At 63.0% G+C, this 13,069-nt stretch carries 15 protein-coding genes and 2 pseudogenes; 6 read left to right on the forward strand and 11 right to left on the reverse strand.

Annotated elements, in window-relative coordinates; all coding sequences use genetic code 11:
* Position 1 precedes the first annotated feature (1 nt).
* From CBI38_RS40055 to CBI38_RS30220, 5 genes are all read left to right on the forward strand, one after another.
* Positions 2-670, forward strand: a complete 669-nt coding sequence (locus CBI38_RS40055; protein ID WP_250645713.1) for an amidohydrolase family protein — start codon at positions 2-4, stop codon at positions 668-670.
* Positions 671-860: 190 nt separating this feature from the next.
* Complete coding sequence (locus CBI38_RS30205; protein ID WP_230990020.1) at positions 861-1,700, forward strand: HpcH/HpaI aldolase family protein; 840 nt, start codon at positions 861-863, stop codon at positions 1,698-1,700.
* 31 nt (positions 1,701-1,731) lie between these two features.
* Complete coding sequence (locus CBI38_RS30210; protein WP_109334682.1) at positions 1,732-2,832, forward strand: thiolase family protein; 1,101 nt, start codon at positions 1,732-1,734, stop codon at positions 2,830-2,832.
* 118 nt (positions 2,833-2,950) lie between these two features.
* Positions 2,951-3,946, forward strand: a complete 996-nt coding sequence (locus tag CBI38_RS30215) for a zinc-binding dehydrogenase (RefSeq protein WP_109334683.1) — start codon at positions 2,951-2,953, stop codon at positions 3,944-3,946.
* A gap of 3 nt (positions 3,947-3,949) precedes the next feature.
* A complete protein-coding gene (locus CBI38_RS30220) occupies positions 3,950-4,315 on the forward strand; it encodes a cupin domain-containing protein (RefSeq protein WP_109334684.1) in 366 nt (121 codons plus the stop codon).
* Between the two features lie 21 nt (positions 4,316-4,336).
* Here the strand turns inward: CBI38_RS30220 and CBI38_RS30225 are convergent, their stop codons facing one another.
* From CBI38_RS30225 to CBI38_RS30275, 10 genes and pseudogenes are all read right to left on the reverse strand, one after another.
* Entirely contained in the window at positions 4,337-4,687 is a 351-nt protein-coding gene (locus tag CBI38_RS30225; protein ID WP_230990021.1) for a Sua5/YciO/YrdC/YwlC family protein, read from the reverse strand.
* 141 nt (positions 4,688-4,828) lie between these two features.
* Complete coding sequence (locus CBI38_RS30230; RefSeq protein ID WP_230990022.1) at positions 4,829-5,059, reverse strand: hypothetical protein; 231 nt, start codon at positions 5,057-5,059, stop codon at positions 4,829-4,831.
* A gap of 203 nt (positions 5,060-5,262) precedes the next feature.
* A pseudogene (locus CBI38_RS30235) lies at positions 5,263-5,388 on the reverse strand (peroxiredoxin); the annotation flags it as partial.
* A 130-nt stretch (positions 5,389-5,518) separates the two neighbouring features.
* Positions 5,519-6,019 (reverse strand): DoxX family protein, encoded by a 501-nt coding sequence (locus CBI38_RS30240; RefSeq protein WP_230990023.1) that lies wholly within the window; start codon positions 6,017-6,019, stop codon positions 5,519-5,521.
* 282 nt (positions 6,020-6,301) lie between these two features.
* Complete coding sequence (folE, locus tag CBI38_RS30245; protein WP_109334687.1) at positions 6,302-6,892, reverse strand: GTP cyclohydrolase I FolE; 591 nt, start codon at positions 6,890-6,892, stop codon at positions 6,302-6,304.
* A 47-nt stretch (positions 6,893-6,939) separates the two neighbouring features.
* Positions 6,940-7,566 carry a VOC family protein gene (locus tag CBI38_RS30250; RefSeq protein WP_109334688.1) on the reverse strand — a complete coding sequence of 209 codons (627 nt, stop codon included), beginning with the start codon at positions 7,564-7,566 and terminating at the stop codon, positions 6,940-6,942.
* Between the two features lie 162 nt (positions 7,567-7,728).
* Positions 7,729-8,655, reverse strand: a complete 927-nt coding sequence (locus CBI38_RS30255; protein WP_230990290.1) for an amidohydrolase family protein — start codon at positions 8,653-8,655, stop codon at positions 7,729-7,731.
* A gap of 1,412 nt (positions 8,656-10,067) precedes the next feature.
* A complete protein-coding gene (locus CBI38_RS30265; protein WP_109335484.1) occupies positions 10,068-10,271 on the reverse strand; it encodes a zinc-ribbon domain-containing protein in 204 nt (67 codons plus the stop codon).
* Between the two features lie 81 nt (positions 10,272-10,352).
* On the reverse strand, positions 10,353-10,520 hold the full coding sequence (locus CBI38_RS30270) for a hypothetical protein (RefSeq protein WP_230990024.1): 168 nt from the start codon (positions 10,518-10,520) through the stop codon (positions 10,353-10,355).
* 18 nt (positions 10,521-10,538) lie between these two features.
* Positions 10,539-10,753, reverse strand: a pseudogene (locus CBI38_RS30275) (FitA-like ribbon-helix-helix domain-containing protein).
* 189 nt (positions 10,754-10,942) lie between these two features.
* On the opposite strand from CBI38_RS30275, the gene CBI38_RS30280 reads away from it, so the two are divergent.
* Positions 10,943-11,479: a DUF488 domain-containing protein gene (locus CBI38_RS30280; protein ID WP_109334691.1), complete on the forward strand. Its 537-nt coding sequence runs from the start codon at positions 10,943-10,945 to the stop codon at positions 11,477-11,479.
* A gap of 39 nt (positions 11,480-11,518) precedes the next feature.
* Here CBI38_RS30280 and CBI38_RS30285 read toward each other — a convergent pair whose 3' ends face one another.
* On the reverse strand, positions 11,519-13,027 hold the full coding sequence (locus CBI38_RS30285) for a protein adenylyltransferase SelO (RefSeq protein WP_109334692.1): 1,509 nt from the start codon (positions 13,025-13,027) through the stop codon (positions 11,519-11,521).
* Positions 13,028-13,069: the final 42 nt, after the last annotated feature.

A 13,069-nucleotide genomic window follows, 5' to 3' on the forward strand; every position in this document is an offset into this window, starting at 1 on the left:
GGTGCCCCGCACGAGCACGGTCAGGCGCCCCCTGGGCAGCCGCAAGTGGGATCCGCTGTGGAAGGCGTGCGAGGAGGCGGGCCTGTCGGTCAGCTTCCACACCGCCAGCGGCGACTTCCGCGAGATGCTCAAGCACGACGAGGACGACGGGTTGGTCGGTGGTGTTCGCGTTGCCGCCGACGGACCCCACATCTACCTCGCCAACGCCGTCATCGTCAGCGACCTACTCGTCTCCGGAATCCTCGCCCGGTTCCCGACCCTGCAGTTCGTCTCCGTGGAAAGCGGAATCGGCTGGGCCCCGTTCGTTCTCGACGCCCTCGACAAGCGATTCCAGAAGAACGGCGTGTTCCGCTCGCACCCCGAGTTCGGTGACATGCTCCCCAGCGACTTCTTCAAACGGCAGGTATCGCTGAACTTCTGGTTCGAACAGCTCGACGACTACCACCTCGAAACGCTCTCACTCAAGCCACTGATGTTCGAAACCGACTTTCCCCACCCCACCAGCTTCCACCGTCCCACCCTCGAGGAAAACATCGAACTCGTCCTCGGCCGCCAACCCGAAGAGGTCCGCCGCGCGGTCCTGTGGGACAACGCCGCCCGCCTCTACGGCAAGGCGATGGAAAAACAGGGAGTCAACCCGAGCCAAGCCGTGGCCGGCCTGACCAGCTGACCACACCCCACACCACCATCAAGCAAGAACCGGGCGCTCTGGGGCACTCCACCCGCACCCGACGGTGCCCCCAGAGCGCCCATCCCACCACCCGACACGGTCAGGCGCCAGCCACCCAGCGGGATTGTGTTTATCCGTGCGTTGATCGGCGACTGCTACTCGCCGTCCGAGAGCGAGGAGAACTATCGCCATGATCTTAAGACGTAACCACCTGATGGAAACCCTACAATCCGGTCGAATTGCGTTAGGCTGCAGTCTCAATGAGGCGCGCGACCCAGGCATGGTGTACGCCATGGCCGCTGCTGGTGCAGACACGGTGTTCATCGACCAAGAGCACAATCTGCACAACACCGAGACGGTGTTCGAGTTGGTCGCGCATGCCCATGCCGCCGGAATCAGTCCGTTGGTCAGGCCACCCCAGATCGACTATGCCTGGATCACTCGTTTGCTGGACGGGGGATGTCAATCCTTGCTGATTCCGCATGTGCGACATCCGTCCGAGGTCGAGCACCTCATCGACCTGGCGTTCTATCATCCCAGGGGTCGACGCGGCGTCGCCTTGGTCGGCGGAGCGGGCGTCAATTATCAGGAGGTCACCAGCGCGACAGACGTCATGCGCTGGGCCAACGACAATCTGCTTGTTGGGTTGATTATCGAAACCCCGGAAGCGGTCGAGGCGTTGGACGAGCTTCTCCTTCCGGGCATCGGCCTGGCACTGGTGGGGCACGGGGACCTTGCCCAACTGTACGGAGTGCCCGGAGATCCGCGACACCACCTTGTGCTCGAGGCGCAGGAACGGGTGCGTGCGCTTTGTGCCGAACGCGGAATTGCCTACGGCGTGTTCCAGCCGAGCCCCCATCTTATTGCCTCCGAGGTTGAACTGGGAGCGCAGTTGATCGTCCACGGTGGGGTCTTCTCCTTCATCCGCAAATCGGTGAAGGATTTTCGTAAGACTGTCGAAGGGGCATTGACTGCGGACTCGACGTCCGCGATGGTCCAGCCCGGCGGCCGACCTTCAGTGCACCGTTGAAATATCAGAGTGTGGAGTTCGAGGTAATCCGATGACTAACGAAGTGGTAATCGTCGAGGCAGCGCGATCGCCGCTCACCCAGCGGCAGATGTACGGCAGAACCTCCTGCGAGCTCACGGTGGAAAAGCTGTTGGACGTCACCGTCAACGGCCTACTGCAACGCACCAAGATCGATGAGGACGTTGTCACCACCTTGGTCACTGTGGGTGACGGGGCAGCGTCGCGCCGGTATGCCGAATCGTGGCGGAATGTGTTCGATCATATCGATCTGCACGAGACGATTTCGTCCACTTCTGCAGTCAGATTGGCAAGTGAAGCGATCAACGATGATCCGCGAAGGGTGGTGTTGGTGGCGGGAGCGGTTGGCGGGCATTCTCTCCATGAACCTGGACGACCTGCGGGTCAGCCGACGCCGCCGGGAGCGGACCTATGGTCCATCACGCGAAAGAAGCAAGGCGACTTTGCTTTCGCGTCCCACCGACGCGCCCGGGAATGCGCCCTGTCGGGCGATTTTCGACGCGAGATCATCCCTCTCGAAGTTCACCTGGACCACGAGATGACCGAGTTCATCGCGAGCGACGAGCTTCGGCAGGTGCCCGAGCCGGGCGGTGCCCTTACGCCAGCCGGTGCGCCGGCTTCGAACGGTGGAGCCGGCCACGATTGTCACCCGCCGCATCAAAGCGCTCGTGCTGCGAGTGGCGCCTGCGCGCTGGTGCTCACCAGCGCCGCCCGCGCCGACGACCTGGGGCTGCACCCTCGCGGGCGTCTGGTGGGAGTCGAGATGCTGTTCGACATACCGTTGACGAATGTATCGGTCTCTCAACTTGAATCGGTGCGCTCGTATCTGCGGGCACTCGAAGTTCCGCTCAACCGGATCGATCAGTTCGAGGTTCCGGAAGAGGTGGCGGTGACACCGCTGATCTGGCTCGAGCAGTTCCGCCTGAATCCCTACATGCTCAATCCGCGGGGCGGGGCATTGGCCTTCGGTCACCTGGGCGGACTCGAAGGCATTCGGTGTGTGACAACCATGCTCAGCGCCCTGGAGGATACCGGCGGAACCTACGGGGTGGTGGCCACGTCGGATCCCGAAGGATCCGGCGTCCTGCTCGTGGAATGCCTGAACAGCCCCTGACTACGCGTGGGTGAGCACGGATCTACAGGCACTGCAACGGCCGTGGTCACGGCACGGCAACTGGCGGCCTTCGCCAAATTCTATTTCCAAGATTCAAGAGGGGTTGAGAATGAGGGCAATGGTTATCGATCGAAAGTCGAATAGCCCTGGACTGGATCTGGTCGATGTGGTTCCACCCGAGGTAGGGGACACACAGGTCCGCATCGCAGTGCGAGCGGCTTCGGTGAACCGCGCCGATCTGGCCCAGCTCGCCGGAACCCATGCCGCTGGTGGTGGTCCACAGGCCCAGGTGGTGGGGCTCGACGCGGCAGGGGAAATCATCGAAGTCGGTCTCGGTGTCACCGACTTTGCGCGAGGCGACCGCGTGATGACGATGGTGGCTGGTGGTCTGGCGGAAGAGGTGGTGGTGGATGCCTCGATGCTCATCCCGATACCGAAAAACTGGAGCTACCCTGAAGGAGCTGCGGCCGTACTGGGCTTCATGACAGCCCACAACGCGTTGATGACAACTGCGCGGATGGCCGGGGGCGAATCCGTTGCGATACACGCCGCGACATCTGGCGTGGGCATGCAAGCCGTCCAGCTGGCTCGTTACTTCGGAGCCCGGCTCATCGTCGGTACCACCCGTTCGGATCGAGGCCACGCGCTCCTTGACGCCCTGGGGGTCGACGAAGTGATCAACACCAGTGCAACCGATTTCGCTGCGAGAGCACTGGAGATCACCGCCGGCAACGGGATCGACATCGTTCTCGACCACGTCGGTGGCAGTTACCTTCCGATGAACATTCAGGCCGCGGCAGTGAAGGGCCGAATCGTGGGGATCGGACGTCTCGGCGGAGCGGAGGGACTCCTGGATATGGAGGCGCTGGCATTCAAACGGATCGAATTGGTCGGCGTGACATTCCGCACCAGGACTCCCCAGGAAAGGGCCGAGATCGTGCGCGCGTTGCGGCGAGACATTGCACCCTTCCGCCCGCATGCCGCCCACCGCGATATCCACGAAACGCTCCGCCCGGTCATCGCCCGCGTTCTGCCCTGGAGCGCAGCGGATCAGGCCTATCAATTGATGTCCGACAACGAAGTACTGGGCAAAATCGTGCTGGAAGTGGGTTGACATATGCAGGCCAACATTTTCGATGTAAAAGAAATGATCGGTTTCAAGCCCGTGCAAGGTATGGATGGGCGTGCCGTTTTCGGCGCACATATGCAATTGACCTATGTCACCTTCGAGCCCGGCACGGTGGTGCCGATCCACTCCCATCCGCAGGAACAGATCGGGTTACTCCTCCGCGGCGACGCGACGCTGTTGCTCGACACCGGCGAGGTGCAGTTGACCGAGTTATCCAGCTACGTGGTGCCCGGCGAGGTGCGACACGGCCTGGTCGTCGGCTGGGAGGGCGCTGTGTTCGTCGAGGCCTTTCATCCCCTGCGACAGGACTATGTCGATGCCGCCCGCGGGAAAGATGTGGTGCCGTTCCAATGAAATCGACCCACGTGGGGCGCCTCAACTCACGTCATGAAGGGCGTGGACTCCGTGACGAACGGGCATCGGGCGAGTAGCCGGGGCTATGACCGTCGTGCCGAAAGCTGCTTCGTCGGTGCCCTGCCTCCTGATCATGGAACTGAGCGGTTGCGGGTGGCGATTGTGTTGCGATGTGGCACGCCCCGAGGGAGATTCCGAGGACCGCGCAGCCTGTAGAACCAACGACACAGAGCCGGGCCAGAACGCGTGGATCAGTTGGTGCGCCGGTGCTGGCACGGATGCAACCATCCCGTCCAAATTATCCATGCTTCCCACCAGGACCGAGGCCGGCTTGTCACTACCGCGCTGTTGTGCAGCCGACAAGGCGTGCACGGCCTCCCGGTCGAAGGCGTCGGAACCGACCGCGTACAGGGTGTCGGTGGGGAAACGATCAGGCGACCTGAACGGAGCGCGTCACCCGCGTGGGAGAGTCCGTGCTGCCTGGCCTCAGGGACAAGGCAGTTCAGCGGGTGGTCACCGTCGAGGGCTCATCGTCGCTGATGTCGCGGTGTCCGAACGCGTTGGCAGTTCCACCGACAGGAGGCGCTGGCTGACCTCGATCAATCGATCTTCGCGACATGCCGCGGCAACGATGAACTTTCTGAGCGCACTACGTGCGTCGACCAACTCCCAGAAGATGGCATCAGTGCGCGCGCCCACTGGTGAGAGCTTCGCGTATTGCGTCATCAATTCATCGATGGTCATCGCAGGTCCGTCCCGAAGATCTGCGAGTAACCGATTTCGGTCCCACGCTTTACCGGCGAGGCCTGACCGTGGTGTCCTTGACAGGCACGTCATTCTTGCTGATAGCACCCCGGAGGCGTACGGGACGACTCGTCGAGCAATGATGACCCCGGCGGCCATCGCAACCGCACTGGCAGTCGCCGCAATTTCTCGTCCGACCATGATCAGATGCTCCCACTCAGGAGTGCGCCTGGCGAGATGGTGGGGTCGCCCTTCGTCCAGTTGCAGGCGCACAGCTGGTCGGATTGCAGGGCGTCGAGGACCAGGAGCGCCTCTTCGACATTGTGGCACAGGCTATTTGAGATTTCGGCAGCGCTGAGAGCGGTCAGGTTGTAGGCGGGAAACTGTTTACCGATGGTCAGCAGCGCCATGGGAGTTCCTTCCGGAGAGCTTGGGCGTGATTGAGCTACGGTGGCCGGATCAGCCGGCTCGTTCGCCCGGCTCTACCGTGTCGAGATCGGGCGTCGGCGGTTGAGCGTCTCGCGGGGTACGTCGGGGACTATTCCAGAACACGGACGTGTGGCTCGCCGCCGATGCCGCACCCACGATCAAGGTGGCCAATGCGGCTTTGCCACCGCGGAATCGTCCGAGCCGGAGATGCCGATCCAGACCGAGCATGCCCGCGGGGAGACTGACAAGCGCCACACATCCGGCAGCAAGGCCCGCTGCGTACTCATATCCCTCGGCCGTGATGAAGAACCCGTTGGGGGCATGCACGGTTCGGATCGCTACACCCATCGTGCCAATCACCGCCGCCGCTGCCACCGGGGTCATGGTCCCCGCGATAAGGGCGCTTCCCGAGAGTATTTCGACGCCGGCACTGGTGACTGCCTGAAACTTGGGATCGCAGAACCCGATCGATTCGAACCACCGCGTCGTGCCGTCGAGCGAGCGAGCGTGTTTTACTCCGTGTGCGACCATCGTCGCTCCGATAGTCGTTCTCAGTAATAGTTCCGCGACGTCAACGCCACCGAATCCGCGTTTCTGCCTGACTCGATCCGACACAGCTCTCATTGCTACTACCCCTGGGTTGTGCTGTTTCACCCGGCGCGCCAACCTGCGAGGACCTCGGTGACGCGACGGGCATGACGTTGACGTTTCGATGGTTTACCGGCCTGCGCATCGGCATCGCTTGCATCGAGGATTGCTCTCGCAGCAGGACACCTTCGCCTTCAGCTGGAGGAGCAGGTTTCCGTCGTGGTCCTAGACCCCTGTCAGCGCGAAGAACTCTTGACGTGATCGCGGATCATCGCGCAACGATCCCGACAGCGCCGAGGTGACGGTGGTAGAGCCGATGGCGCGTATACCGCGCATCGACATACAGCTGTGCTCGGCTTCGATCACGACCCCCACACCCTTCGGCCCGAGTCTTGTTGTCAAACAATCCGCGACTTGCTTCGTGAGTCGTTCTTGCACCTGAGGCCGACGGGCGAAGAACTCGACGATGCGGGCAAGTTTCGACAGGCCGAGGACGCGTTCGCCCGGCAGGTATCCGACATGCGCGACACCGCTGAACGGCAAAAGGTGGTGTTCACACACCGAGCGAACCGGAATGGATTTTGCCACCACCAGCTCGTCATACCCTTCATCGTTCGGGAAGGTCGTCAACTCGAAAGAGTTGGGGGTAAAGAGATCAAGGTAGGCCCGTGTCATCCTGCGGGGTGTATCCCGCACACCGCTGGCGCCGGTATCGATCCCGAGCGCGTCCAGAAACGCACGCGCAGCGGACTCCGCAGCGGCCAGGTCCGCGTTCCGCGGATCACCTACGCCGGCCAAGCCGTCGTATAGCAGCAAATCGATCGATTGCGTCGAGCTACCCTCGACTGCGCTCCTTGTCTCCGTCACGCCGGGTTCACGCGGAGTGCGGGGACAGGGTTGGGATCGCGGAACCAGTCCGTCGGTTGGTGCTTTTCCCACTTCGGGTTGCCGAGGTCGAAGGTGGCAATTTCGAGGGGGATCCCGTCCGGGTCGTAGAAGTAGAGGGACTCCACCCACGCCTCGTGATCTCGGGCGATAATCTTGCTCGTCTTGACACCGCAGGCCTGCAGGTGGTCCCGAAACCACACCACGTCGTCGTGACTGTCGACGTTGAATGCGACATGGTCGAACTTTCGCGGAGTCCATTGGTTTTCCGGAACACCGGGCCACAACCATTCGGCACTGACCGAGGGCTCTGCGGTCGTGGGTGTATCGCTGATGCCAGCTCCGCCTACCACAATGAGCGACAGCAGGTTCCCGTTCCCCATATCCAGAAAGGTGTTTTTCAGGATCTGGTATCCGCGCCCGGGTGCTGGATAGTCCGCGGTGGTGCGAACAACGGTCAACCCCAGGACGTCGCGGTAGAACCGGACACTGGCGTCCATGTCGCTGACGATCAGTTGCAGGTGATTGACACCGGCGAGGCGGCCTGTCGCAGCACCGGCCTGTGTCAGGATCACCGGTTTAGAATCCGTTGCCTCGGTGGTCATCTACGCTTCCTCACTTTGCTTCGAAGGGGTTCCTCGACATGGTTCGCACGAGTTTCGACGAACCGTGTCGGGTGGTGGGGATGGGCGCTCTGGGGCACCGTCGGGTGCGGGTGGAGTGCCCCAGAGCGCCCGGCTCTTGCTTGATGGTGGTGTGGGGTGTGGTCAGCTGGTCAGGCCGGCCACGGCTTGGCTCGGGTTGACTCCCTGTTTTTCCATCGCCTTGCCGTAGAGGCGGGCGGCGTTGTCCCACAGGACCGCGCGGCGGACCTCTTCGGGTTGGCGGCCGAGGACGAGTTCGATGTTTTCCTCGAGGGTGGGACGGTGGAAGCTGGTGGGGTGGGGAAAGTCGGTTTCGAACATCAGTGGCTTGAGTGAGAGCGTTTCGAGGTGGTAGTCGTCGAGCTGTTCGAACCAGAAGTTCAGCGATACCTGCCGTTTGAAGAAGTCGCTGGGGAGCATGTCACCGAACTCGGGGTGCGAGCGGAACACGCCGTTCTTCTGGAATCGCTTGTCGAGGGCGTCGAGAACGAACGGGGCCCAGCCGATTCCGCTTTCCACGGAGACGAACTGCAGGGTCGGGAACCGGGCGAGGATTCCGGAGACGAGTAGGTCGCTGACGATGACGGCGTTGGCGAGGTAGATGTGGGGTCCGTCGGCGGCAACGCGAACACCACCGACCAACCCGTCGTCCTCGTCGTGCTTGAGCATCTCGCGGAAGTCGCCGCTGGCGGTGTGGAAGCTGACCGACAGGCCCGCCTCCTCGCACGCCTTCCACAGCGGATCCCACTTGCGGCTGCCCAGGGGCGCCTGACCGTGCTCGTGCGGGGCACCGGTGGTCACGATGCCGCCGAAGCCGGAATCGGCGAGGCGTTCGATCTCCGCGACCGACGCCGCCACGTCCCAGTACGGGATCACCATCATCGGGATGAACCGGCCCGGGTACTTGGCCACCCATTCGAGTTGGAAGTCGTTGTAGGCGGCCAGGTGCGCGATCGCCAGGTTCCGGTTGGGATGCTGCACGAACGGCTTCCAGTCGAACCCGGCGAGGTTCGGGTACAGCACCTGCATCTCGAAGCCCTGATCGTCCATGAACTTCACGCGCTCGTCGACGTCGTAGGTCGCCGGATGGGCTTCGTCGAGGCGGGTGGGGGCCGCTCCCGTCGTGCAGCTCGGAGTTGAAGTTCTTCCAGTTCCAGTTCGCCCACGTCCACGCGCCCTTGAGCGGTTGATCACCGAAGAACCACAGGTCCGACTGGGTCTTCTCATCGAACTTGACGTGCAGCACGTCCGCGCCCCACGCCTTCGGCAGGCGTTCGGTCCACAGATCCGCCGGCTCGATGAGATGGGTATCAGTGTCGATAACCCGGTACTTACTCATGGCACCACAATCCTTTGCTGACTCAGAAACAGTTCCTATAGATGATCTACAGCAACCGCCTCTTGTGTCAACCATCACTTTCCGCCACACGCCCACCACCGGGGGAAACACCTGCTCAACACCCGTACGGCCGAGACATCTCGTCGGCCGGCTTCGGTAGCGGGCGGGGGCTGGAAACTCGATCGGCCGTGCAGGAAGATCAACTGCAGGGTCCACTGGCGGGATGAGCGGGTGTGGCTGGGACTGACGCGCAACATGCAAGGGCGGCAGCCCCACATTTCGTCAGCGCGCCCGATCGAGTCGCCGTCGTGGAGCCCAACACACGACTTGTGTTCCGTCAGAGGTGTTGCGGACGGCGATCGAGCCTTTCTATTTCGACGTAGGAAGGCACGGTCCTGACCGTGTGCGATTGCTCGACCACCACCAGATTCTCGACCGAATCCCGATCTTCGGGGAAGACGACATCGGAGGGATGTACCTGCCGATGGATTTTCAGGTCGGTCCACGCGCCAGGCCGCTCCGACGATCGCGAAGTGGCTGGAGCAGTCCGGTGTGCGTTTCCACTAGAGCACGGCAGCAACGTCTTTCGACGCCGGTACGGTCTACACCTCCCACGGCGCGCTCCGGGCGAACACGATCTTCGTGACCGTGAACCACGACATCGATCGGCTTTTACCCGATCATGCCGAGCGCGGTGGCTTGGTACGGTGCCGGTTGCACATGCTTCGCGCCACGCTGCCTCTTCGATTCCCGCTTCCGACTCCGCTGTCACAGGCTGATCACTGCATCGAGATTCGGGATTCGATTACCTCCCGGCGACCGCGCTCGTGGCGGAAAAGTTGCGCGCACAGTTTCCCGGCTATGTGGATCTGGAGTTGCACCAGAGTACACCCCGCAACCCCACGGCTCGATTCTCATTGGCGACACTCACATTCGTGAGATCACCACCTCGCCGTTTCAGAACGAGGCTGGATTCGAGGTTCTGCTCGCCGAAGCCCGAATGTTGTTCGGTGTGGACGTGATCGACGTCAGTGAGCGGTGGCAGGGCGTATACAGTTCCGCGGCCGGTTCGGAGTTCCTCCTCGCGGAACCCATCGGTGGCGTCCACACTGCCCGGCGGCGCTCAGACCTCGACGGCGGTTCCGCAGATGCCACATTCCTCGAATTGCCGGCGATTCCAGCGAGCGACGGGAACGAAAAACAACGTGAACTGCTTGGATTCCCGTATCCGTGCCCACTGTGTGGTGTTGTGACAGCGCGGGCACGTTCGGGTCTGCCCCGCGCCGAGGTGTTGCCGCTTGGTGCCGAAACCGAATAGTAAGAACACCGCACCAGCATAGAGCGGACATCGGTAGACGGTCATCCGCTGGCAGATCAGAAGCTATCGCTCGATCGACGGATTGGGCCCTCAGGAATTCGATTCCCACGGGTTGACGTATCGGACGCCGAGCGGCTCGAGGTGCTTGGTGTTGCGCGTCGCAACGATCATCTCGGCCTGCGGGTCGCCACCGGCACCGATGCCGAACAGGCTCGAGCGAGCTGTCGCGTCCCCGCACACGCAGCGCGGACACGACATTCGTGTCCAAGACGTACTTCACAACTCAGCAGTTCGGGCGGTCAGACCGAGGCGTCAAGCTCGAACTCGATCTCGGCACCCTCATCGGTACCCAGCAGGTCGACGAGCGTGACCGGCTCCCGTTGGAGGGCCTCGCCGAGGATCGCGCGTACCTCTGCTTCGACCGACCGGTGATGCTGCTCGGCACGCGCCCGCAGGGCGGCCTTGGTTCCCACGGGAAGGTTGCGAATCAGGATCTGTTCTACCGTGACCACCTCCGATCCCACCAACAATATCGCCTGAGAGTGTCGGTGGACGGCGACCCGGACCCTGAACTCACCGACTCGTAACATCACCACCAACGCTCCCCGTCCGATCCCGGCGCAGAGCGGAGGTCCGACGAAGCCGACACCACTGGCCGGTTCCGAGGAGGAGGCGAGACGATGTTGATCTCGGTGGGGCACGGCCGACTCGGCCGGGAAGACATGACGACGCTGCTGGAGACGGCCGCCATTGAAGCGGTAGTCGATATTCGGCGATATCCAGGCAGTCGTCACAACCCTGACGTCAGCAGTGAGGTGCTCACGCAATGGCTACCGCACGCGGGAATCGATTATCGCCATGAACCGCGGCTGGGCGGGCGCCGGCGCCTGCCGTCCGGCGAAGAGCGGGAGGATCCTTGGTGGCAGGTCGACCAGTTCGCTGCGTACGCGGCGTATACCCGCACGGCCGAGTTCGCTGACGCCTTCGCCGAGTTGGTGGAGCAGGCGAGTCGGCGGCGAACGGCGATGATGTGCAGTGAGAGTGTGTGGTGGCGTTGCCACCGCCGCCTCGTCGCCGACGTAGCCGTCCTCGCCCACGAGGTCGAAGTCGAGCACCTCATGCACGACGGCCGGCTAACCTCTCATCCGCCTGCGGCGGGTGCTCGCGTCCGATCCGACGGACGGGTGGTCTGGGACTGTGACCGAGCGTCGTCGTGAACAACCGCGAACCGCTCGGCGTGGCCGTGGGTCCGTAGGTCAGGTGCCGCAGAAGGTTTGGAAGGTATCGCTGAATGCACGCGGTGCGGGCGTGGTGTAGTCGGACCACTCGTCGCGGTGGTCGAACGGATGCGTGACGACCTCGAGCAGTTTCTCGAACGGAGCGAGATCACCGCCGGTCGCGGCGCGCAAAGCAGCATCGACCTGATGGTTGCGCGGAATGTACAGCGGGTTGACGCTGTCCATTGCAGCTGCGGTGTCCGCTGCCCCGAGCCCGTGTGCGGTCAGGACGCCGCACCAGCGTTCCAACCATGACCCGATGTGCTCGCGCGGTACTTGCTCGCCCAGAGGCGTCGGGTTCCCGCGCAGCTCGTCCGCGAGTGCACGGAAGGTGCCCGTCCAGTCGGCACCGTGTTCCTCCATCAGCGTCAACAGGTCGTCGATCAACGCACGATCGATGGGCGTGCCGGCGACACCGAGCTTTGCCGCCATACCCGCCGAGTAGTGGCGGTCGTACCGCTCGTCGAAAGTGTCGAGGACCGCCGAGACCGCGGTAATCGCGTCATCCACCTTCGAATCGATCAGCGTCAGAAGGGTTTCCGCGAAGCGCGCCAGGTTCCACTTCAGGACGGCGGGCTGGTTGCCGAACGCATAGCGGCCTCCGTGGTCGATCGAACTGAACACTGCAGCCGGATCGAATGCGTCGAGGAAAGCGCACGGACCGTAGTCGATGGTCTCCCCTGAAATGGTCGTGTTGTCGGTGTTCATCACCCCGTGCACGAACCCGGTGAGCATCCACTGCGCCACCAGTGACGCCTGAGCCTCGACCACCGCCTCGAAGAACGTCAGGTAGCGATTGCCGTGACCCGTCTCCGGCAGTTCGGTCAGCTCCGGGTAGTGGCGGGCGATCGCATAGTCGGCGAGGGGCTGCAACACCTCACCCCGCCGCACCGCGAATTCGAAGGTGCCGACGCGCAGGTGACTGGCGGCCACCCGGGCTAGCACGGCACCGGGCTCGGCGCCGTCTCGAAGAACGTGCCGGCCGGTCGCCACCACCGACAGCGCACGCGTAGTGGGGACGCCGAGAGCATACATCGCCTCGCTGACCAGGTACTCACGCAGCATCGGGCCAACAACGGCGAAACCGTCGCCGCCCCGCGAGAACGGTGTGCGCCCCGAACCCTTGAGATGCACATCCACTCGTCGGCCGTCACCATTCTTCACTTCACCGAGCAGTAACGCCCGACCATCCCCCAGGAGGGGTACGTAGCCACCGAACTGATGGCCGGCATACGCCATCGCCACCGGCTTGGCCCCAGCCGGCGCTGTCGACCCGGACAGGACTGCGACCCCGTCCTCGCTTCGCAGCGCCTCTGTATCCAGCCGCAACGACGCGCCGAGCTGCTCGTTGAGCACGAGCAACTTCGGGTCGGGCGCCTGTGCGCCCTGCCATGGCACCGTCAGGGCGTCCAGCTCGTCGGCGAAGGTGCTCTCGAGGCCGGCCATCGCAGCGGTAGCGCCGATCGTGAAATCCGGGATTGCCATCATTCGAGAATAACCACCGCCCGACCTGGACACTGCTCTTGTCAC

The sequence above is a fragment of the Rhodococcus oxybenzonivorans genome (genome assembly GCF_003130705.1).
GTDB lineage: Bacteria > Actinomycetota > Actinomycetes > Mycobacteriales > Mycobacteriaceae > Rhodococcus_F > Rhodococcus_F oxybenzonivorans.

Coding starts and splice junctions, on each gene's coding strand:
- CBI38_RS30285 (WP_109334692.1), bottom strand. CDS start 13,027: ATGATGGCAATCCCGGATTTCACGATCGGCGCTACCGCTGCGATGGCC.
- CBI38_RS30210 (WP_109334682.1), top strand. CDS start 1,732: ATGACTAACGAAGTGGTAATCGTCGAGGCAGCGCGATCGCCGCTCACC.
- CBI38_RS30250 (WP_109334688.1), bottom strand. CDS start 7,566: ATGACCACCGAGGCAACGGATTCTAAACCGGTGATCCTGACACAGGCC.
- CBI38_RS30205 (WP_230990020.1), top strand. CDS start 861: ATGATCTTAAGACGTAACCACCTGATGGAAACCCTACAATCCGGTCGA.
- CBI38_RS30280 (WP_109334691.1), top strand. CDS start 10,943: ATGTTGATCTCGGTGGGGCACGGCCGACTCGGCCGGGAAGACATGACG.
- CBI38_RS30240 (WP_230990023.1), bottom strand. CDS start 6,019: ATGGTCGCACACGGAGTAAAACACGCTCGCTCGCTCGACGGCACGACG.
- CBI38_RS30220 (WP_109334684.1), top strand. CDS start 3,950: ATGCAGGCCAACATTTTCGATGTAAAAGAAATGATCGGTTTCAAGCCC.
- CBI38_RS30270 (WP_230990024.1), bottom strand. CDS start 10,520: ATGTCGTGTCCGCGCTGCGTGTGCGGGGACGCGACAGCTCGCTCGAGC.
- CBI38_RS30215 (WP_109334683.1), top strand. CDS start 2,951: ATGGTTATCGATCGAAAGTCGAATAGCCCTGGACTGGATCTGGTCGAT.
- CBI38_RS30230 (WP_230990022.1), bottom strand. CDS start 5,059: ATGACCATCGATGAATTGATGACGCAATACGCGAAGCTCTCACCAGTG.
- CBI38_RS30255 (WP_230990290.1), bottom strand. CDS start 8,655: ATGGACGATCAGGGCTTCGAGATGCAGGTGCTGTACCCGAACCTCGCC.